This is a genomic window from Mycobacterium sp. NGS51, from assembly GCF_059812525.1.
Map to the genome: position 1 here is coordinate 213,206 of NZ_JCALCV010000006.1, position 20,168 is coordinate 233,373.

The 20,168-nt window shown below is 64.3% G+C and carries 19 protein-coding genes and 1 pseudogene; 7 read left to right on the top strand and 13 right to left on the bottom strand.

Going from position 1 to position 20,168, the window contains the following annotated elements; all coding sequences use genetic code 11:
- Positions 1-63 precede the first annotated feature (63 nt).
- The 3 genes from tnpB to AC5Y5W_RS10065 all read right to left on the bottom strand — a co-directional run bounded on the left by tnpB (position 64) and on the right by AC5Y5W_RS10065 (position 2,505).
- The gene (tnpB, locus tag AC5Y5W_RS10055) at positions 64-1,443 is read right to left on the bottom strand and encodes an IS607 family element RNA-guided endonuclease TnpB (protein ID WP_500012641.1); all 1,380 of its coding nucleotides are present in this window, start codon (positions 1,441-1,443) and stop codon (positions 64-66) included.
- Positions 1,443-1,907: an IS607 family transposase gene (locus tag AC5Y5W_RS10060; protein WP_499897703.1), complete on the bottom strand. Its 465-nt coding sequence runs from the start codon at positions 1,905-1,907 to the stop codon at positions 1,443-1,445. The genes tnpB and AC5Y5W_RS10060 overlap by 1 nt, the downstream gene beginning before the upstream one ends.
- Before the next feature lie 163 nt (positions 1,908-2,070).
- Complete coding sequence (locus AC5Y5W_RS10065) at positions 2,071-2,505, bottom strand: nuclear transport factor 2 family protein (protein WP_500012642.1); 435 nt, start codon at positions 2,503-2,505, stop codon at positions 2,071-2,073.
- 77 nt (positions 2,506-2,582) lie between these two features.
- On the opposite strand from AC5Y5W_RS10065, the gene AC5Y5W_RS10070 reads away from it, so the two are divergent.
- The 4 genes and pseudogenes from AC5Y5W_RS10070 (at position 2,583) to AC5Y5W_RS10085 (ending at position 5,971) form a co-directional block, all read left to right on the top strand.
- Positions 2,583-3,575, top strand: coding sequence for a Rieske 2Fe-2S domain-containing protein (locus AC5Y5W_RS10070; protein WP_500012643.1), 993 nt, complete (start codon positions 2,583-2,585; stop codon positions 3,573-3,575).
- The gene (locus AC5Y5W_RS10075) at positions 3,572-4,189 is read left to right on the top strand and encodes a cysteine hydrolase family protein (RefSeq protein ID WP_500012644.1); all 618 of its coding nucleotides are present in this window, start codon (positions 3,572-3,574) and stop codon (positions 4,187-4,189) included. The genes AC5Y5W_RS10070 and AC5Y5W_RS10075 overlap by 4 nt, the downstream gene beginning before the upstream one ends.
- 37 nt (positions 4,190-4,226) lie before the next feature.
- Positions 4,227-4,310: pseudogene (locus AC5Y5W_RS10080) on the top strand (PaaI family thioesterase); the annotation flags it as partial.
- Between the two features lie 8 nt (positions 4,311-4,318).
- Complete coding sequence (locus tag AC5Y5W_RS10085; protein ID WP_500012645.1) at positions 4,319-5,971, top strand: acyl-CoA synthetase; 1,653 nt, start codon at positions 4,319-4,321, stop codon at positions 5,969-5,971.
- A 3-nt stretch (positions 5,972-5,974) separates the two neighbouring features.
- Here the strand turns inward: AC5Y5W_RS10085 and AC5Y5W_RS10090 are convergent, their stop codons facing one another.
- From AC5Y5W_RS10090 to AC5Y5W_RS10100, 3 genes are read right to left on the bottom strand one after another with little or no spacing between them, the layout of a single operon-like run.
- Complete coding sequence (locus AC5Y5W_RS10090) at positions 5,975-6,478, bottom strand: DUF302 domain-containing protein (RefSeq protein ID WP_500012646.1); 504 nt, start codon at positions 6,476-6,478, stop codon at positions 5,975-5,977.
- Positions 6,465-7,442 carry a nitrilase-related carbon-nitrogen hydrolase gene (locus AC5Y5W_RS10095; RefSeq protein WP_500012648.1) on the bottom strand — a complete coding sequence of 326 codons (978 nt, stop codon included), beginning with the start codon at positions 7,440-7,442 and terminating at the stop codon, positions 6,465-6,467. The genes AC5Y5W_RS10090 and AC5Y5W_RS10095 overlap by 14 nt, the downstream gene beginning before the upstream one ends.
- A 4-nt stretch (positions 7,443-7,446) precedes the next feature.
- Positions 7,447-8,637, bottom strand: a complete 1,191-nt coding sequence (locus AC5Y5W_RS10100) for a thiolase family protein (RefSeq protein WP_500012649.1) — start codon at positions 8,635-8,637, stop codon at positions 7,447-7,449.
- A gap of 97 nt (positions 8,638-8,734) precedes the next feature.
- Between AC5Y5W_RS10100 and AC5Y5W_RS10105 the strand changes: the two genes are divergently transcribed.
- Complete coding sequence (locus tag AC5Y5W_RS10105) at positions 8,735-9,223, top strand: winged helix-turn-helix transcriptional regulator (protein WP_500012651.1); 489 nt, start codon at positions 8,735-8,737, stop codon at positions 9,221-9,223.
- Here the strand turns inward: AC5Y5W_RS10105 and AC5Y5W_RS10110 are convergent.
- Positions 9,195-10,700, bottom strand: a complete 1,506-nt coding sequence (locus AC5Y5W_RS10110; protein ID WP_500012652.1) for a coniferyl aldehyde dehydrogenase — start codon at positions 10,698-10,700, stop codon at positions 9,195-9,197. The genes AC5Y5W_RS10105 and AC5Y5W_RS10110 overlap by 29 nt on opposite strands.
- Before the next feature lie 89 nt (positions 10,701-10,789).
- Here AC5Y5W_RS10110 and AC5Y5W_RS10115 point away from each other — a divergent pair, with 89 nt between their 5' ends.
- Together AC5Y5W_RS10115 and AC5Y5W_RS10120 are read left to right on the top strand one after the other, a co-directional pair.
- Positions 10,790-11,998 (top strand): cytochrome P450, encoded by a 1,209-nt coding sequence (locus AC5Y5W_RS10115; protein WP_500012654.1) that lies wholly within the window; start codon positions 10,790-10,792, stop codon positions 11,996-11,998.
- A gap of 22 nt (positions 11,999-12,020) precedes the next feature.
- Positions 12,021-13,235: a CaiB/BaiF CoA transferase family protein gene (locus tag AC5Y5W_RS10120; protein WP_500012760.1), complete on the top strand. Its 1,215-nt coding sequence runs from the start codon at positions 12,021-12,023 to the stop codon at positions 13,233-13,235.
- A gap of 87 nt (positions 13,236-13,322) precedes the next feature.
- Here the strand turns inward: AC5Y5W_RS10120 and AC5Y5W_RS10125 are convergent, their stop codons facing one another.
- The 6 genes from AC5Y5W_RS10125 to AC5Y5W_RS10150 are packed head-to-tail and all read right to left on the bottom strand — an operon-like array spanning position 13,323 to position 20,082.
- Positions 13,323-14,507 (bottom strand): acyl-CoA dehydrogenase family protein, encoded by a 1,185-nt coding sequence (locus AC5Y5W_RS10125; RefSeq protein WP_500012655.1) that lies wholly within the window; start codon positions 14,505-14,507, stop codon positions 13,323-13,325.
- Positions 14,508-15,560, bottom strand: a complete 1,053-nt coding sequence (locus AC5Y5W_RS10130) for an acyl-CoA dehydrogenase family protein (RefSeq protein ID WP_500012657.1) — start codon at positions 15,558-15,560, stop codon at positions 14,508-14,510. It lies immediately after the preceding gene.
- Between the two features lie 2 nt (positions 15,561-15,562).
- Positions 15,563-16,393 (bottom strand): amidohydrolase family protein, encoded by an 831-nt coding sequence (locus tag AC5Y5W_RS10135; RefSeq protein ID WP_500012658.1) that lies wholly within the window; start codon positions 16,391-16,393, stop codon positions 15,563-15,565.
- Positions 16,390-18,027, bottom strand: coding sequence for an acyl-CoA synthetase (locus tag AC5Y5W_RS10140; protein ID WP_500012660.1), 1,638 nt, complete (start codon positions 18,025-18,027; stop codon positions 16,390-16,392). Before AC5Y5W_RS10140 ends, AC5Y5W_RS10135 begins: the two co-directional genes overlap by 4 nt.
- Before the next feature lie 12 nt (positions 18,028-18,039).
- Positions 18,040-19,242 carry an amidohydrolase family protein gene (locus tag AC5Y5W_RS10145; RefSeq protein ID WP_500012662.1) on the bottom strand — a complete coding sequence of 401 codons (1,203 nt, stop codon included), beginning with the start codon at positions 19,240-19,242 and terminating at the stop codon, positions 18,040-18,042.
- A gap of 15 nt (positions 19,243-19,257) precedes the next feature.
- Positions 19,258-20,082 carry an enoyl-CoA hydratase gene (locus AC5Y5W_RS10150; RefSeq protein ID WP_500012663.1) on the bottom strand — a complete coding sequence of 275 codons (825 nt, stop codon included), beginning with the start codon at positions 20,080-20,082 and terminating at the stop codon, positions 19,258-19,260.
- Positions 20,083-20,168 lie beyond the last annotated feature (86 nt).

The following is a 20,168-nucleotide window of genomic DNA, read 5'->3' on the forward strand; positions in this document are numbered from 1 at the left end:
ACAATTACAGTATCTGGTCCGAACTGTGTGCCAACTCCGTTGCGAGTGAGTGATCTTTAGTGGTCACGCGACTCGCACCCCGTCTCGGGGTTGTTCGCCAGCTGGGTGGCTGGTTCCCTTCCGCGCTTCACGGCCACCTGCCCGGCCAGGCCGGGTCTTAGGGTCGGCTCCACGCTTGACGGCGGCCCCGACTGGGCCGACGACGCTAATCGGTTCCTCGTAGCGTGCGAGGTTGATGGATGCGTTGTCATCACGTTGATGCGACGCTGAGCAACGATCACATTGCCAGTGTTCGTTCCATCCGATGTCCTGCACATGCCCACAAAGGTGGCAGGTTTTCGACGACGCAAACCAGCGGTCAGCGACCACTAGCTGCGAGCCGTACCAGCCTGTCTTGTACGACAGGTGCCGGCGCGGTGTGGCCAGGGCTGCATCCGAGAGTCCGCGCCGACGAGCGCGGGCACCCGAGAGGCCCTTTTGCCGCAACATCCCTGCTGCGTCCAGCCCTTCGACAACGATGCGGCCGTGGGTTTTGGCCAACCGTGTCGTCAGGACATGCAGATGGTGAGTGCGGACATCGTTGACCCGGCGGTGCAGCCGGGATATCTGGGTGGTGCGTTCACGGTAGCGCCGCGAACCCTTGGTGCAGCGTGACCGTGCCCGGCTCACATGCCGCAACCCACACAACGCGGTGTGCAGCGGTCGTGGGTTGGTGGCCCGTTCGATCACCGTGCCGTCGCCGGTGGCGACGGTCGCCAGACGACGTACCCCGACATCGACGCCTACCCGCGAACCGGGTAGCGCGACGCTGGGTTGCTGCGGGCGCTGGACCAGCACCCGCACGCTGGCATCGAGGCGTGTACCGTTGCGGCGCACCGAAATCGCCAAGACCCGCGCCCGCCCGGCACGGATGAGTCGTTCGATACGGCGGGTGTTCTCGTGCGTGCGGACGGTGCCGATGACCGGCAGTGTGAGGTGGCGGCGGTCAGGTTCGACGCGCATCGCCCCGGTGGTGAAACACACCCGGTCAGGATCACGACCTTTGCGTTTGAACCGCGGAAACCCGACCCGCTTGCCGGCACGCGTGCCGGCACGGGCGCGCTGCCAGTTCCAGTACGCGTCCACCGCACCCCGGATTCCATCGGCATAGGCTTCTTTCGAACACTCCGACCACCAAACCGCACCTGTCTCGGCGTTCACACAAACGTCGCTTTTGACGGTGTTCCACCGCTTCCGCAACACCTGAAGCGATGGCTTCGCCGTCGCAACACCCGTCGCATGCCACGCGGCGATATCGCCCTTCAAGGTGGCGACAGCCCAGTTGTACGCCTTGCGCCGAGCCCCGAAATGCCGTGCCAGCGAGCGGGCTTGATCCTCGCTCGGATCCAAAGTGAACCGGAACGCCTGCACACACCAGCCCTCAGGCACCTCGAACTGCGCCATCACGCCGCCTCGCAATCGTCGGCAGCGGCGGTGATCGCGCGTTTGGCTCGGTTCTGCCCGCCACGTTGGCCGTACAAGCGCACACAGACCGAGGTCAAGATCTCAGTCATATCCCGCATCAGGGCGTCATCAACCTCGGCCGAATCCACCACCACCAATTCGCGGCCCTGCGCAACGGGGGCGGCCTGCACACACTCAGAGCCGAACCGGAAGAACCGATCCCGATGCTCGACCACGATCCGCCCCACCACCGGGCCACGCAGCAGAACAAGGAACTTACCGCGGTGCCCGGTTATCGCCGACCCGACCTCGCTGACGACTCTGTCGACCGGGATCTGCCGGGCGGTGGCCCACATCCGTCGCCCCACCTTGCGGGCAGGTACCGCCAACAGCCGCGCGCGAAACCAGCGGTACGCGGCCACCCGCGCAACACCGTTGCACTCTGCCCACACCGCCAGATCCATACGTCTGTTCCTACAGCACGCCACCGACAACCACCGACCACTCAACCCGCAGCAGTTGGCAGCCCAGTGAGCTGCTCACCTCACCCGACGAGTTCCTGCCGCCAGAGGTGATTCGCGTTCATCAGGGCCTTTGGTGATGCGGTCATCGCGCCGGCCGGCTAGGTCAGCCCCCGATCACCTTCAACATCGTTCGGGTTAGGTGCAGGCTCTTGATTCGCCACGCGCCGTCCGTTTTCTCGTACGTCTCGTGGTAGTGACCGGCGCCGTGCAACTCACGGCCGTCGCCGAAGACGAGAAGGTCTTCCATCGCCCAGATGCCGGTGGCCGTGGTGGCCGAGGTGAGCGTGATCTCCGGGGTGTGGCAGTGATGCATGGTCGCCACGCCCTCGAGGCCGCCCATCACCGTGGGAGCAAAGTTGTCGACGCCCTCGGTCGGCGGCGCCGTCATCGGGTCGGCACCGCCGGTGGACACCGCCATATCCAACGTGACCACCACATCGGTGGTGAACACACTGCGCCACGAGTCGAGGTCCTTAGTGTCGAGGAATCGGCAATAGCGTGCTTTCAACTGTCGGATCGCCTCGAGTTCGTCCGCCACCCGGAACCACCTCCTTGCCTGAAAGCTATACTGTAACGTCTTTAGTATCAGCGGACGAAGGCAGGAAGGCGCCCGGTGTGAAAGTCCCGTTCACCTGGAAAGTCACCGGCTGGTTCATGATCGGCTGGTCGCCGGAGTTCCCGGTCGGCGAAGTCCGACCGCTGCGCTACTTCGGTGAGGACCTGGTCGCCTACCGTGATGAGTCCGGGGAGCTGCACGTACTCGAAGCGCACTGCAAACACCTCGGCGCCCACATCGGGCATGGCGGCAAGGTAGTCGGCGATTGTGTGGAGTGTCCCTTCCACGGGTGGCGCTGGGGACCTGACGGCTGTAACAAATACATCCCCTATCAGCCCGACCGGCCGAACCGGGCACTACGGCTGCGGGTCTATCCGGTCATGGAACAGTACGACTGTGTGTTCATGTGGCACCAGCCGGAGGGCAAGGAGCCACAGTGGGAGATGCCGGATATCTTCCGCAAATTCCCGCAATTCGAGATCGATCCGGCGGCCTACTACCGGGCGTATCCCGAGTTCTCCCGACGTGCCGAATACGAACCGGTGCATCCGCAGATCGTGGCGGAGAACGCCCCCGACAGCGCGCATTTCGAGTACGTGCACCATGCCACGGTGACGCCCAGGGTGCTGGACTGGAAAATCGTCGACCACGAATGGCAATTCATCGCGGGCTGGCCGGATGCCAGTAGCGACAACGCCGACGACTTGGCGTTGCGGTTTCACAGTCACTTGTTCGGTCTTGGCGGGGCGATCAGCGTCTTCGAGGGTGCGCAGAACCATCGGCTGATCTTCACCTGCACGCCGGTCGACGATGAATGCTCCGACCTGTTCTACTCCATCTGGTGGCCGCGCACCCCCGGTGACACCGCCGACGTACCGTCCGGCAAGCTGCGCGACGTCATCGAAAAGCAGTTCCTGTCCACCGTCTTCGACGATCTGCAAATCTGGCGCTACCAGAAGTACGTGGAACATCCGCCGCTGTCCAAGGTCGACGCGAAAGGATATATGGCGCTGCGGAAGTGGGCGACGCAGTTCTACGAAGTGCCGGCATGACAGCCCTCGCCGAGCTTGCGTCCCCCGCACACACCGCGATCGTCACCCAGGAGTGTCAGGGTGCAGTCATCGGACCCGACGCCGGACTGGCCGCACTTGCCAGCGAAGCCCGCCGCGTCGCCTTGCCCAACATCGTTCGGCTGCTGCCGGCGGCACGGGCCGCGGGCGTGCGCGTGGTGCACTGTCTGGTGCAGCGCCGACCCGATGGGCTCGGTGCCAACCACAACGCCAAGATCTTCGCTATCGGCCGCGGCGGTGTGGAAATCGCTCCGGGCACGCCCGGGGCAGCCCTGCTGCCCGAGTTAGGCCCCGAACCAACCGATTTGGTGCTCAGCCGCTGGCACGGTGTCGGGCCGATGGGCGGCACCGACCTCGATGCGATCCTGCGCAACCTCGCTGTGTCCACCATCGTCGTGGTGGGCGTCTCGCTCAACATCGCCATTCCCAACATCGTGATGGACGCGGTCAACGCCGCCTACCGCGTTGTTGTGCCGCGCGATGCCGTCGCGGGCGTACCCGCCGAGTACGGCGACGCAGTCATCGACAACACGCTCTCGTTGCTGGCGACGATCACCACGACCGACGACCTGCTCAGCGCATGGAACAGCCGATGACTGACACCGACGACGACACCCGCGGCGGATTCCCCGAACCGCTACGATGACAAGCGCCGATGGCACCCTGCTCACCGAAGCCAGCGACCTGATGGTCCGCCTGCTCCCCCGCCAACCGTAAGAGGCACGATGTCCGACACTGCAGCGCAGTTCACGGTGCCGGCGGTCGCAGCCGCCGTCGCGGCGGCGATCGGCGACCGCGAACTGGTCATCCAAGGCGATCGTCGCGTCACGTACACGCAAATTCTCGAGCGATCCCACCGACTGGCGTCGTTCATGCACTCCCGCGGACTGGGATGCCACACCGAGCGATCCGCACTCGCCGGCCACGAGGTGGGACAGGACCTGGTCGGGCTTTATGCCTACAACGGAAACGAATTCGTCGAAGGGTTGCTGGGCGCGTTCCAAGCGCGGGTCGCCCCGTTCAACGTCAACTTCCGCTACGTCAAGAGCGAACTGCAGTACCTGCTCGCGGACTCCGGCGCGACCGCACTGATTTACCATGCTGCATTCGCGCCCCGGGTCGCCGAGGTGCTGCCGGATCTTCCTCAGCTGCGTGTGCTCATCCAGATCGCCGACGACTCGGGTAATGACCTGGTCTACGGCGCAGTCGATTACGAGACCATCGTCGGATCCGATTCATTGCCGTCGTCGCCGGTACAGCCTTCGCCCGACGATTTGTACGTGCTCTACACCGGCGGCACCACCGGGATGCCCAAAGGCGTTTTGTGGCGCCAGCATGACATCTTCATGACATCCTTCGGCGGTCGAAATCTGGTGACCGGCGAGACCGTCGGTTCTATCGACGAGATCGTCGGACGACTCGCCGAGGGCCCCGGCACCAAACTGCTGATCTTGCCGCCGCTGATTCACGGCGCCGCACAGTGGAGCGTGATGACGGCGATCACGACCGGGCAGACGTTGGTCTTCCCTTCTGTGGTTGACCATTTGGACGCCGACGATGTCGTCCGAACCATCGAGCGGGAGAAGGTCTCGGTGGTAACGGTGGTCGGGGACGCGATGGCGCGGCCGCTGCTGGCCGCAATCGAAAAGGGGATCGCCGACGTGTCGTCGTTGGCGGTGGTGGCCAATGGCGGTGCACTGCTGACCCCGCACGTCAAGCAACGCTTGATCGAGGCCCTGCCCAACGCCATGATCATAGACGGCGTCGGATCCTCGGAGACCGGTGCACAGATGAGCCACCTGTCGATGACCGGGGCAGTGTCGACGGGCACGTTCAATCCCGGCCCGGATACCTACGTGGTCGCCGAAGATTTCGGCTCGCTCCTGCAGCCGGGTCACGACAACATGGGCTGGCTCGCGCAGCGTGGGTATGTCCCGCTCGGCTATAAGGGCGACGCCGCTAAGACCGCCAAGACGTTCCCGGTCATCGACGGTGTCCGCTATGCGGTGCCCGGCGACCGCGCGCGCCACCGCGCCGACGGCATCGTCGAGCTACTGGGCCGCGACTCGGTGTGCATCAACTCGGGCGGCGAGAAGATTTTCGTCGAGGAGGTCGAGACGGCCGTCGCGTCACACCCCGCGGTGGCCGATGTTGTGGTCGCCGGGCGGCCAAGCGAGCGGTGGGGCCAAGAAGTCGTCGCGGTGGTTTCGCTCGCCGAGGGTGCCGATGCCGACGCCGAGGAGTTGATCGCTCATGCCGCAAACTCGTTGGCCCGCTACAAGCTTCCCAAAGCGATCGTCTTCCGGCGGGTGATCGAGCGCAGTCCGTCGGGCAAGGCCGACTACCGGTGGGCGCGCGAGCAGGCGGCCGGCGACTGAGGGTTATGCCGCTACCTTGGCGGCCAACGCGGCCAACTTGGCGTCGAGTTCCTGCGCGGCCGCCTCGAGCTCCGGGTTGTGCTGATAAACCATCAGCGATGACGGCTTGACGTAGATCAAGCTGCTGTGGCCGTTGTCCTCCTCGGCGACAAGCAACTCGACCGGGGCGAAGAGACCGGCAGTTACGTCGTGGCGCAACATCGTGAGTGCGATCAGCGGGTTGCCGATAATGACGCGCAACGCCTTCCGGTCGATGCCGGCCTTCTTGATCCAGCCGCCGTGGTCGAGAAGACCGAACAACATGAATCCGCCTGGCCCTGCGTGGGATTCGACCTCTTTCGCATACGAGTCCCAGCTGTCGAACGCCTTGGCAAGGTCGTCGATCGGGACAGGGTCGCTGCCGACGTCGGCAAGCAACGCGGCAACCAGCTCGTCGTAGCTCTTCGCTGTCTCGTAGCGCAACCGGACGCCGTCAAAGCGCGTCTCGCGCGGATCAGAGTGCGACATAGTCCGCCTCCTCGACCTCGGCGAGGGTGGATTCCTCGAACCGCTCATGCAGGTGTGCCCTCGGGGTGCGGTCCACCACCAGGCTGAGTAATTCGGGCCGGCTGTAGTGGCCACTAGCATCCATCTGTGACTTGCGGGCATCGATCAACCCGAAGTCGAGATCGGCGACCACGTCGCCCTCACCCGTGCGTACCGGTTCACCCAATAGTTCGCCTTGCGGGGTAATGATCGCGGTGAAACACCCGCTGGAAATAGGGCCGATCGGGCATCCGGTGTCGGCCATGATCTGCGCCTGCTGGTCGGCGTCCAGCCAGGCGGTGGCGTTCACGACGAAAGCAGCCGACTCGAGCGCGTGATTACGCACGCTGATCTCGACCTGTTGCGCGAACAGGTCGCCGGCGAACGACCCCGGCCACATGCCGGAGTGGATCTGCTCGCCGTCGGCGATCAGGGCATAACGGGCCAGCGGGATGTAGTGCTCCCAGCAGGCCAGCTGTCCGATCCGCCCGACGGCGCTGTCGACGGCCCGCAGTCCGGTGCCGTCGCCCTGGCCCCAGATCATCCGTTCGTGGTACGTCGGCATGATCTTGCGACGGCGCTGGACCAAGGCGCCGTCGGCGTCGAACAACAGCTGGGTGTTGTACAGCGACCCGCCGTCGCGTTCGGTGACACCGATCGACACCACCATCTCGGCCTGTCGGGCCGCTGCACTAATCGCATCGGTTACCGGTGACGGGATCGTGACGGCTTGCTCCATCAGTCTGAGGTGTTCGGGCCGCATCTCGAACGGACGTTGTACGAACGAGAAGTACGGGTAGTACGGGATCACTGCCTCCGGGAACGTCGCGAACTGGACGTCGTGGCGCGCCAGCTGTTCGATCTTGGCGACGACGCGTTCGACGGTCCCGTCCCGGCTGTAGAGCACCGGGCTGATTTGCACCGCTGCGGCTCGGATTGTAGTCATGGCGTCACCTTTGGAGCCGCTCGATGATGGTGGCGTTGGCCATGCCGCCGCCCTCGCACATCGTCTGCAGCCCATAGCGTTTGCCGCGCTGCTGCAGCGCGTTGACCAGTGTCGTCATGATGCGGGCACCGCTGGCGCCCAGCGGGTGGCCGAGTGCGATCGCACCGCCGTTGACGTTCGTCTTGGCGAGATCGGCTCCAGTGTCCTTCGCCCAGGCGAGCACGACGGGCGCAAACGCCTCGTTGACCTCGAACAGGTCGATATCGGGCAGGGTCAGCCCGGCGCGTCGCAACACCTTTTCAGTGGCCGGGATGACGCCGGTGAGCATGTAAAGCGGATCCGAACCGACCACTGTCGTGCTGTGGACCCGCGCCAGGGGCCGCAAACCCAGTTCGGCAGCGGCCTCGCCGCTGGTGATCAGCACCGCGGCGCTGCCGTCGGAAAGCGGTGACGAGTTGCCGGCCGTGATCTCCCAATTGATCTGCGGGAAACGGGCTTCGATGGCGGGGTCGTAGAACGACGGCTTGAGCGCGGCCAACGTCGCCACACTGGTGCCGGGACGAATAATCTCGTCGGTGGCCAGCCCGGCGATCGGGGCAAGCTCGTCGTCGAACAGGCCGTCTTTGGTGGCGCGGGCGGCCTTCTCATGGCTGGCCGCAGAGAACTCGTCGAGCTCGCTGCGTGAGAAACCCCACCGGGCGGCGATCAGTTCGGCGCTGATCCCCTGCGGCACCAGTCCCTCGGCATAGCGCTGGGTCATCGCTTCGCCGAAGGGATTACTGCCCGGCAGCACCGAGCTGCCCATGGGAACGCGGCTCATCGATTCCACGCCGGCCGCGACGACGATGTCGTACGCGCCGGCAACCACGCCCTGGGCCGCAAAGCTGATCGCCTGCTGGCTGCTGCCGCATTGCCGGTCGACTGTGGTGCCGGGAACCGAATCAGGAAAGCCGGCGCCCAGCAGGGCATTCCGGGCAATGTTGACAGCCTGGTCGCCCACCTGGGTGACGGCGCCGGCGATGACGTCGTCGATCTGCGCCGGGTCGATGCCGGTGCGCGCCACCAACTCGCGCAGACTGTGCGCCAGCAGGTCGGCCGGCAGGACACCGTGCAACGCCCCACCGGGCTTGCCTTTGCCGATCGGGGTGCGTACCGCGCCGACGATTACCGCGTCGCGGCCCTGATAAGCGGTCATCACTTCTCCTCGCGTTTAACGCCCTGAGTATTCTTCGCTATACTCAGGTATACACTCCTAGGTACAGTAGAGGCAACCCAGGTTGGAGGTGAGTTAGATGACATTCCTGCAAGGGTCGCTCGTCGACCGCGAAGCTTGGTCCGCGGTCGGCGAGTGCCCGATTGAAAAGACCATGGCGGCCGTCGGAACCAAATCGGCGATGCTGATCATGCGCGAGGCCTACTACGGCACCACTCGCTTTGACGACTTCGCCCGCCGGGTGGGCATCACCAAGGCTGCGACCTCAGCTCGCTTGGCGGAACTGGTCGACCTTGGGTTGCTGGCCCGGCAGCCCTACCGCGAGCCGGGTCAGCGCAGTCGCGACGAGTACGTCCTCACTGAAGCCGGCAGCGATTTCATGCCGGTGGTCTGGGCGATGTTCCAGTGGGGGCAACGCCACCTGCCTAACCGCGCCCGGCTACGCCTCACCCATCTGGGCTGCGGCGCCGAGGCAGCAGTCGAAATCCGCTGCACCGAAGAGCATCACGTACCCCCGGACGAGCTCGGTGCACGACTGGTCAGGCCGAGGGGCCACCCCGGCGCTTGAGCCGCCGACGGGTGCGCATCCGGGCGATCCGCATCGCCGCATTGGCGCCGAGCCGCAACGGCATGCCGAACGGCGGGGCCGCAGTTCCGGTGATGCTGAACGGCAGATCGTTGCCGACCACGGTGCGGTAGTGGCTGAACGTGTCGAAGCCAGCCTTGCCGTGGTAAGCACCCATCCCGCTGCGGCCCACTCCCCCGAATGGCGCCGCTGACGGAATCATTTGCGCGGCAAAGTCGTTACGCGCAACCCCGCCGCTGCGAGTGTTGCGGACGAAGGTTCGGAAATCGTCGTCGTCGGGACCGTACCAGTAGGCCACCAGCGGCGACGGCCGTTGGTTGATGTAGTCAATGGCCTCACCCAGCTCGGAGTATCCCTTGACGGCAAGCACTGGGCCGAAAGTCTCCTCGTGCGCAATCTTCATGCGGTCGTCGATGCCGCGCACGATGGTGGGCCCGATCTTGCGAGTCGCCCGGTCGGGCACTGACTCATCCTCGGGGGCAATCGTTTCCACATGCGCCCCGTGGATTCGTGCATCCTCGATGAGCCCCACGACCCTGTCGAAATTGGCTTGGTTGACGCTTGAGCAGTAGTCGTCGTTGGTGACGATGCTCGGGAACATGCCGCGCAGCGTCTCGCGCGCGGTATCGACGAATGCCGCGATCCGGTCGTCGGGCACCAACACGTAATCGGGGCAGACGCACACCTGGCCGCCGTTGACCATCCGGCCGCGCGCGATGCGGGCCGCCGAGCGCCGGACATCGGCGCCCGGCGCGACGACCACCGGATTCTTGCCCCCGAGTTCCAGCGTCACCGGCACCAGATTTTGTGCGGCCGCTTGCTGCACCAGCGCGCCCACTGACGGCGAACCGGTGAAGAACAGATGATCGAGCGGCAATGCAGAGAAGGCGGCCGCAACGTCTGGGCCACCGGTCACAACATCGAGTTCGGCCACGTCGAAGTACCTCGGTGCGGTGGCCTTCATCAATTCCGCGGTGTGTGCAGTGATCTCCGACATCTTGATCATCACCCGATTACCGGCCGCGAACGCCGCTGATGCCGGCAGCACCACCAGGTTGACCGGGAAGTTCCACGGTCCGATGATGCCGACGACACCCAGTGGGGTGGGCTGCACCTCCGCTCGCAACCCGGATATCCGCGCGGCCCGCATCAGTTTGGCTGGGCGCATCCATTGCGCCACATGGCTTCTGGTGTGCTCGACAACCGAGATGATGCCGACGATTTCGGTGAACAACGATGCCGCCTTGGACCGGGTGCCGTAATCGGCGGCCATGGCGTCGATGAACGCGTCGCTGTTGTCCAGCAGCAACGCCATCAGCCGATCGATCCGGTTACGCCGCACGGCGACGCTGGGCGGCCCCTCGGCCAGGAATGCTTGCCGCTGGCTTTCCAGGATCGCCTGTAGCCCGGCCTGATGCTGCGCGACGGAGTTGCCGATCCGTTCGTCGACTGAGCTCATGAATGCACAGCTTACGACAGCCGCCCGGGTCTGGCGTAGTCTACTGTAATATTTACAGTACGAGCGTTTGGCCGAGCCGGAGAGCAGCTGTGGAAAGTCAACTTCACGAGGCGGTCGCCGTCGACAAGCCTGCCGGCTACCTTCGTGACCCGTACCCGTACTTCCTCCGGCAGCGTCAAGAGGCCGGGGTGTTCGCCGGAACGGTGATGGATTACTCCAAGACCCCCGATTCGCTACGGCCCAAGCGGTCCTTCGCCGCGATGTCCTTCGACGCGGTGAACAAGGCATTCCGCAACGGCCAGGTGTTCAGTTCGGCAATGTACGACACGACCATTGGCCTATTCATGGGTCCGACCATCCTGGCAATGGGGAGCAAGAAGCACCGCGACCACCGGAATCTGGTTTCAGCGGCATTCAAGTCCAAGAACCTCGCACGCTGGGAGCCCACGATCGTGCGGCCGATCTGCAATGCGCTCATCGACGAATTCATCGACGCCGGCGAAGCCGACCTCGTCGGGCAGTTCACGTTCGAATTTCCCACCCGGGTCATCGCTAAGCTTTTGGGCTTGCCGGAGGCAGACCTGCCGATGTTTCACCGACGCGCGGTCGAACTGATCAGCTACACCGTCAACTACGAACGCGCCTTCGAGGCGTCGACGGCGTTGAAGGATTACTTTCTCGAACAGATCGAACAACGCAAAGCCAGGCCGACCGACGACATCATCGGCGACCTGGTCACCGCAGAGATCGACGGCGAAAAGCTCAGTGACGAAGCCATCTACTCGTTTCTGAGGTTGCTGCTGCCCGCTGGGCTGGAAACCACCTATCGCTCCTCGGGAAACCTGCTGTTCCTGTTGCTCACCCACTCAGAGCAGTTCGCCGCGGTGCAGGCGGACCGCGAGTTGATCCCGAAGGCGATCGAGGAGGGTCTTCGCTTCGAAACACCGCTGACCACCGTGCAGCGGTTCACCAGCGAAGACACCGAACTAGAAGGGGTCAAAATACCCGCGCGATCGGTCGTCGACGTGTGCATCGGTTCGGCGAACCGGGACGAACACCGCTGGGAGCGCCCCGACAAGTTCGACATTTTTCGCCCACACATGCCGCACATCTCGTTCGCCGCAGGTGAACATACCTGCCTGGGCCTGCATCTGGCACGGATGGAAACTCGAGTTGCATTGGAATGCCTACTGAACCGGGCGACCGACATCACGCTCGTCGTCGACGACGATCCGCACATCCACGGCCAGCCGTTCCGTTCGCCCACCGCTCTTCCGGTGACCTTCGATGCCAAGTAACGTGCCGAAAATGGTCAAGGTCATGGAGGGCTTCCGGGTCCTGGAAGTAGCGCAGTTCACGTTCGTTCCGGCGGCCGGCGCCATCCTCGCCGACTGGGGCGCCGACGTCATCAAGGTCGAGCACCCGGTGCGCGGTGACACCCAGCGCGGCTTCCTGAATATGGGTGGTATCCAAATCGACCCGGACCGGCATCCATTGATGGAACATCCCAATCGGGGCAAGCGCAGCGTCGGAATTGACGTATCCACGCCGGGCGGCCAGGAAGTGCTCTATGAACTGGCAAAGATCTCCGACGTTTTCCTGACTAACTACATGCCCGCGCAGCGGGAGAAGAACAAGTTCGATGTGGCGCACATCCGCGCAGCGAACCCCAACATTGTGTATGCCCGCGGTTCGGCATACGGCGACAAGGGGACCGAGCGTGACGTCGGCGGCTATGACGGGACGGCATTCTGGACACGTAGCGGGGTTGGATACGCACTGACGCCCGAGGAACTGGGCGGCGCACTGGGACAGGGTATTCCGGCCTTTGGCGATTCCATCGGCGGCATGTTCATTGCCGGCGGTATCTCGGCCGCGTTGCTGCATCGTGAGCGGACGGGCGAAGCTTTGGAGTTGGACGTGTCGTTGCTGAGCACGGCCTGGTGGGCCGCGGGCGCGAGTGTGACACAAGGTATGGAAACCGGAGAGGTGATGCGTAGCCCCATGCCGGGATCTGCCGCGCCGTCGGTGAATCCCTTCATGGGCAACTACCTGACTTCTGACGGCGGCACGATCAACCTGTGCATCATCAGTCCGACCGGTTTGATCCGCGACACTTTTGAGCACCTTGGCATCCCGGAGGCGGCTGATGATGCTCGCTTCGCGGATGTGCTTCCACTGATACAAAACGCCGACGCGGCCACCGAACTCATAGCGAAGGCCTTCGCCGGCAAGACTTTTGACTACTGGCGACAGCACCTGAAGACGATGAAGGGCCAATGGGCGCCATTCCAAAGTCTCATTGATCTTGCCGCCGATGAGCAGGCGATCGCCAACGACATGGTCGCCGACGTCGAATTGGCCAGCGGTGGAAAGCCGTTCAAAGTCGTTCGCGGGCCGGTTCAGTTCAATCATGAGCCGCTGGTGACGACGCGGGCGCCGCAAGCGTCGGAGCACACCGAGGTCGTGCTGATGGAACTCGGGATGGATTGGGACCGCATCGCCGAACTCAAGGAGTCAGGCGCGATCGCGTGAATGCCTTTCGCGGCGACCGTGCGTAAACCCGGGGATTAGCTCGGCGTGTCGGCCGGGGACACGCACGCTCGCGCCAAAAAAGGGGTGCTATGACGCTCCGTAGGCCGGCCTGCCCAGGCCGAGGACATGCTGGGCGATCATATTGCGGAACACCTCCAGCGTGCCACCGTAGATACCCACCAGCGGCGCAAACCGGTACACATATTCGGCAGCGCCGTCGTCGGCGGCGCGGTCAGTACCGATCGGCAGCGCAGCTGCGGTACCCAGGATGTCCATCAGGTCCGGCGAGATGTCGCGCATCGTCTGGGCGAGCGCCACACGTCCGAAGATGCTCGGCGCGCTCAGCGCCGCCTCCATGCGTGCGGCGCTACGGCCCAACCGGTATGCCACCGAACGATCATCGACCAGACTGCGCCCGTTGGGATCCTGCTCGGCGGCCTTGCCAGCGGCTTTGTCGAGGGCGTCGGCCATGAAACCGGCCTGGTGCATCATGATCGACACATCCTGCAGCCCGTCGGGCGCCGCCGCCACCGCACCGTGCTCGACGTTCAGCGGTTCCCGCAGCACCGTCCACCCGCCATTGACATCGCCGAGCCGGTACTTGTCGTCGACGCGCACATCGCTGTAGTAGACGATGTTGGTGCGGTCCCCGTCGACGGTGCGGATGCCCTGGATTTCGATACCCGGCGAATTCAGCGGAACCAGAAACATCGTCAGGCTTTTGTGTTTCGGCGCTTCGGGATCGGTGTTGGTGATGAGGAACACGTACTGGCAGTTGTGTGCACCGGTGGTGAACATCTTGGAGCCATTAATGACCCAGCTCGACCCATCTGCCTCCCGCACCGCGCGGGTCTTGCAGGTGGCCACGTCGGAACCACCCTCGGGTTCGGTGTAGCCCAGGCATAGCCGGACATGCCCGCTGAACACCCCGGGCAGTACGTCATCGCGCAGTTCCGCAGAGCCGAACGTCGCCACCGACCGAGCCACCATGGACGTGGTGCCCCAGGTTACCCACGGCACGTGAGCACGTCGCTTCTCCAGCTCCCAGATCCGGCGTTGCACCCTGCTGAAACCGCCCTCGGTATGCGGCTTCCATTCGCGTTCGAGGTAGCCGGCGGCACCGAGAGCCAGGTGCACGCCTTCGTCGAAGTTGTCACCGGTTTCGCGGTCGCGGCGTTTGACGTCTTCAGTCACATGTGTGCGCAGGAAATCGCGGGCCTCGTCGAGGAAGGCCTGGTCGTTGTCGGTCAACGTGACTCGAGAGAAATCCACTTATGCCTCCTTCCCGGAACGGCTTTCACGCGCGGCAACCAGCTCACCGATGTAGGTGGCGCTGGCGCCGGGGTCCCCGCCGGCCAGCGCCCACCCGCGGGCACGCACCAGATAGGCCGTCGCCGCCGCCTCCGCAGAAACCCCGAGGCCGCCTTGGATGTGCACCGCCATCGTCGCGGCTTTGGCCGCCTCCTCGGCCATGAACACAAACGCCGACGGTGCCAACTCCGGGCGCTCGTCGGGCTCGTTGTCCAAGAACCATGCCGCGCGCCGAGCCAGATTGCGGCCGGCCTGCACAGTGATCGCGATGTTGGCCAGCGGATGTGAGATGCCCTGCAGGGTCGAGATCGGCACACCGAGCGTATATCGGGTTTTGGCGAATTCTGCCGCGATGTTCATCGTCTCCTCGACCAGGCCGACCAGCGCCGCAGCCGTCAAAAGCCGCCACTCATCAAGGGCCCGCTGGTATTCGGCCAACGCATCCGGTCCTCTGGCAAGCACGGTGCGGCTATCCGCGGCGGCCGGGTCGACCCACGCCATCGGCAGCCTCCCGATGTTGTCCACCTTTGTCGGGCGGGTGGCAAAAGTTAGCCGTACCACGTCTTGACCGTCGCGCACGATGATCTGGTCGGCGATCGACCCCGTCGGGATGAGCCGAGCTCCAGAGCGGGTGTCGTGCTGTGGGTCCAACGCCGCGAGTTGCCGGCCGTTGACGACATCGGGTTCGGCCGCGTCCAATCGGGCCAGCAGCCGGGCCGCGCAGACTTGATCGATCCACGGCACCGGCGCCAGCGAGCGGCCGATCTCCTCGGCCACCAACGTCAAATCGACCAGTGTCGCTCCGTCGCCGCCGACGGCTTCCGGCAGCGCCATGGTCGTTGCACCCATGCCGCACAACCGCTCCCACAGGCTCTTGTCGAATCCGGTTTCCTCGGCGGCGCGCACCGTTTCGATCGAGCAGTGTGCTTTGAAGAAGTCCTTGTACGCGGTCTGCAAGGACTGATGATCCTCGGTCAGACTGTAGTCGAACCTGCGCAGTTCGTAGCGGTCCATGGTCAGCGCTCCTCCTGGCCACCGAAGAAGAATTCGTGTGCGTTGTTGTAGAGGTAGTTCTCGAGCACCTCGCCCGGCAGATCTAACGCGAGAGCTTCGGGGACGACGCGGCGCATCTTGAGCACCGGCCAGTCCGAGCCGAAGATCACCTTGCCGGCTCCGCGAGTCCGCATGTAGTGCAACAGGCTCTCGGGCAGCCGCTTCGGCGACCACGCCGACGTCATCAGCCGCAGATTCGCGTATTTGATCAGCAGCCGGATCGCGATGTCCCACCACGGATCAGCGCCGTGAATCATGCACAGCTTGAGCTCGGGGAAGCGTACGCACACCCGGTCGAGATGCATCGGGTTCTGCACCTCCCCGGGGATCGGCGGCCCCGGGATACCGGTGTTGATGCACAGCGGTAGCCCCAGCTCAGCGCACTTCGTGTAGAGCGGATAGTAGACGGCATCGCTGGGCGGATACTGCCCATCGCCCCAAAAGCTGGGTCCCACAGCGGCATACGCGACCGGTAAGTCGGTAACGACGGCGCTGAGCTCACGCAGCGACGGAATCGGCCGCAGCAGGTTGACGCCGCCGATCGCCAGCGCGAACCGATCCGGCTTATCTTCGACGAACTTGCGGGCGGTGGTCGACGGCTTGGCCAGGTTGTCCATCAGGATGGCCTTGGCGACACCCTGCTCGTCCATTTCGTCGAGCAACTCCGACAGCTCGACGGGCGCGAACATCGACTCCGGGCCCTTGAAGTAGTCGTCGCGGACCTTGAGCATCCAAGTCGGCTGTTTCTCGGTCTCCCCGAAGTGAACGTTGACGAGGCAATCGATTGTTTTCATGTCGGCAGCCCAGCCCTTTCTACAGCCGGCTCGGTCGCCCGACTTTTCGCCCAACGGTAATCGGCCTTTCCGTTGCCCAATCGCTGGACGCGCTCGACGAAGATAAACTCTTTGGGCGCTTTGAATCGCGCCAGCTGCGACGTGCAATGGCTGTGCAGCGTCTCATGGGCCGTCTCAGCTCCGGCCCGCAGTTGCACCAGGGCCACGAGTTCTTCGCCCCAGCGGTCGCTGGGGCGACCCACCACCAACGCATCGGCGATCGCTGGGTGCGCGCGCAGCACTTCTTCGACCTCCTCGACGAAAACCTTTTCACCACCAGTGTTGACCACCAGCGAGTCGCGGCCGAATAACCGCAACGTGCCGTCGGGCTCCAAAGCAGCGCGATCACCCGATATCACCACCCGCTTACCGTCGACCTCGGGAAAGGTCTTCCGGGTGGCGCCGGGATCGTCGAAGTAGCCCAACGGAATTCGCCCCTCCCGGGCGACCCATCCCACCCCGGGCTCGCCGGCCGCAACGAAGTGGCTGTAGTCTTCGGACAGCACCAGCCCACCCTCGCGCAGTATGAAGGTGTCGGTTCGAGTGTCGCGCCGGCTGTGCCCGAACCCCATGTTCCCGGTTTCCGACGAGCCGTATCCGTTGATGAGCGTGATCTGGGGCAGCAATTCCAGCAGCGCCCGTTGGTATTGCGGATTGGTTGCCGCACCGCCTGTTCCGATCGCATACAGCGACGACAAGTCGTAGCAGCCACGCCGTAGCTCGTCGACCAACGGCGCGGCATAGGCGTCGCCGACCATGGTCATCAGACCGACCTTCTCGCGTTCGGCGGTCTGCCAGACCGAACGCGGGTCGAGTTTCTTTCCGGTGTCGTAGAGCACCACAGTAGTGCCGGCCATGATCGCCGAGAAAGCCGTCCACATCCCGGCCGCGTGCATCAACGGCGAGACGGCAAACCACGGCGCCGCGGCCGGACCACGCACTTTGTCGTGGATCTCGTGGACGGAGTCGTGATCGGCGCCCACCATCGACGACACGTAGATGTCGGACTGTCGCCAGAGCACACCCTTGGGGCGACCGGTGGTGCCGCCGGTGCAGATCATCAGCAGATCATCCGGCGACACCGTCACGTTCTGATCAGTACCGCCTTGTGCCAGTGCATCATCCAGCGAGACCGCACCGGGCAGTTGCGGTGCCACACTGCCGTCGTCGACCGACACCAGCACCTCTGCACCGTCCGGTGGCAGCACTCCGGCGAACTTGGCGCCGAGTGAGCGGTGGTAGATGACCGCGCTGGGGCGCAGATATTCCAGCAGTTCGGCGACCTCACGCGGCGTGTAGTTGTAGTTGACGTTGACCGGAACGGTGCGGGCCTTCAGGCACCCGATCACCATGTCGGTGTAGAGGTCGTTGTGCATGACTAGCGCAACACGGTCTTGCCCGCATTCCCAATTCCGCAGGCTATCCCGTTCCCGGTGGGCGCCAAGACCTCGACCGGCAAGGAAGTTCGCGAGCCGACGGGTGCGATCCGCGGACTCGGCGAAGGTGCTGCGGCGGCCCCCACACACCGTCATCGTCCGGTCGCCAATGACGTCGGCGATGGCGTTCAGAACCGCGCCTATGGTCCATTCACTCATGCGCGTGATCGGCTACGCTGCCGACCCAACCTTTATTCCGAGCAAATCCAAGGCGTTGTCCCGCATGATCTTTCGGATATCGCCGTCGCTGAAGCCAGCCAGTTCGTCGGTGAACGATAGCGGCGATTCCAGGCCTTCCCCGTGCGGCCAGTCACTGCCGAACAGAATCTTGTCCACCCCGATGGTGTCGGCCAACAGCGGCACATCATCCTCGTAGTACGGAGCAATCCAGACGTTGTTGCGCAACTGCTCCACCGGGTCCTCCGGGAAATAACGCGGCTGGTTATTGGCGGCCTTCTTGAGCCGCTTGATCAGCCGGTACACGAAGTACGAGCCGTTCTCGATGCTGACCGCCTTCAGCTTCGGGTGCCGGGTGAATACCCCGTGCACGATCATCGAGGCCATGGTGTCGTGGATTGCGCGATCGTCGAGCAGCACCGTATCCAGCGGATCTTTGGCGCCGAACCCCTCGAAGGTCGCCTTGCCGCCCCACAGCGCGGCGATTGCCAGATACCCGCTGTCGCTCAGGTGAAAACCCACCGGCACACCGGCCTCCGCCAACCGGGCCCACACCGGGTCGTGGCTGCGATCGCCCAGCGAGCGCGGCTTCACCACCCCGGGCACCGGCGCCGGCCGCACCAGCACCATCTTGGCGCCGCGCGCCAGCACGAACTCGACTTCCTCGACGGCCTTGTCCGGATCGGCCAGCGAGATGATCGGAGCCGCGACAATCCGGTGATCAGGCCGGTCGAACCCCCAGTCCTCGTCGAGCCACAGGTTGAACGCGTGGACCGAGGCCATCGTCGCTTCGATGTCGTGTTTGAGCGCTTCCTCGACACCGCACGCGAAAGTGGGCAGCATGAAGACCGTTTCGATGCCCTGGGTGTCCATCACCGCGATACGCGCATCGCGGTTCTGGTACTCCGGGTGCTCGGCGAGCCGCTCGACCTTCATCAGCGACGCCGGGTCCACGCCTTCCGGAATCTCCCCGCGGAACAACAGATCCAGGCAGCCGGGCACGATGATCGGGTCGAACGTGACGTTGGGAATGAAGTGGTTGATGCGCTCACCCATCAACGCCCAGGTGCGCTTACCGTCGCTGACCATCTGCACACCCCGGCGCCTGAACTCCTTGTCCAGGTGCCGGGTGAACGAGTCGAGCGGTTCGTAGTAGTGGTTGTCGACGTCAATGGCTTGGTAGCCCAACGCGGTCATGATGATCCTCTCGGCTCAGGTCGCCAGCGGCGGAAACTTCGGCGGCCGCTTCTCCAGAAAACTGGTGATGCCTTCGATGACGTCGGGCCGTAACAGTGACTCGTGCATCAGCGTTTCCGCACGCGCACTGACGTCGGCCACGTCGCGCAGCGCGTCTCCGTAGGCCTGTTGCTTGATCACGGCCAGCGACGCCGGTGAACAGTTGCGCGCGATGTCTTCGGCGTACTCCATGACGCGTGCCATCAGCTGTTCGGGTGCGACCACTTCCTTGACCAATCCGAGTTCGTGGGCCTCTTCAGCGTGAAACGTCCGTCCGCTCAGCAGCAGATCCATGGTCACGCCCCAGCCCGCGAGCCGCGGCAGGATCCAAGTGATGCCGTATTCGCCGATCAGTCCGCGGCGGGTGAACGCCGTAGCGAACTTGGCGCCGGCAGCCGCGAACCGGATGTCGCACATCAGGGCATGGGTCAGGCCGATTCCAACGCACGCGCCATTGACCGCAGCGATGACGGGCTTGTGCAGCGCGGTGAGGAAGTGCGGGTAGCGTTCGCCGACCAACGCAGTGACATCGACGTCGCGCTCGCCCAGCTTTTCGTCGATGGATCCGGCGCCGCCCAGATCTGCGCCGGCACAAAATCCCTTGCCGTTGCCGGTCAGCACGATCACCCGCACCGCGGGATCGGCGTCGGCGCGGTCCATGCATGCGTAGAAGCGCGACGAGATGTCAGGCCCCCAGGCGTTGAGCCGTTTCGGGCGATTCAGCGTCACGACCGCGACACCACTCGGGGTCTCCTCGTACAGCACCGCGTCGGCGGTGGCCACATCGTCGGCCGTACTCACATGACGCTCCTGTCGCCCCAGTGGCCAGTTATGACACGCGAAATCGCCGACGGCGTGTGCTAAGTGGCCACTCGCGGCTGTCTGAC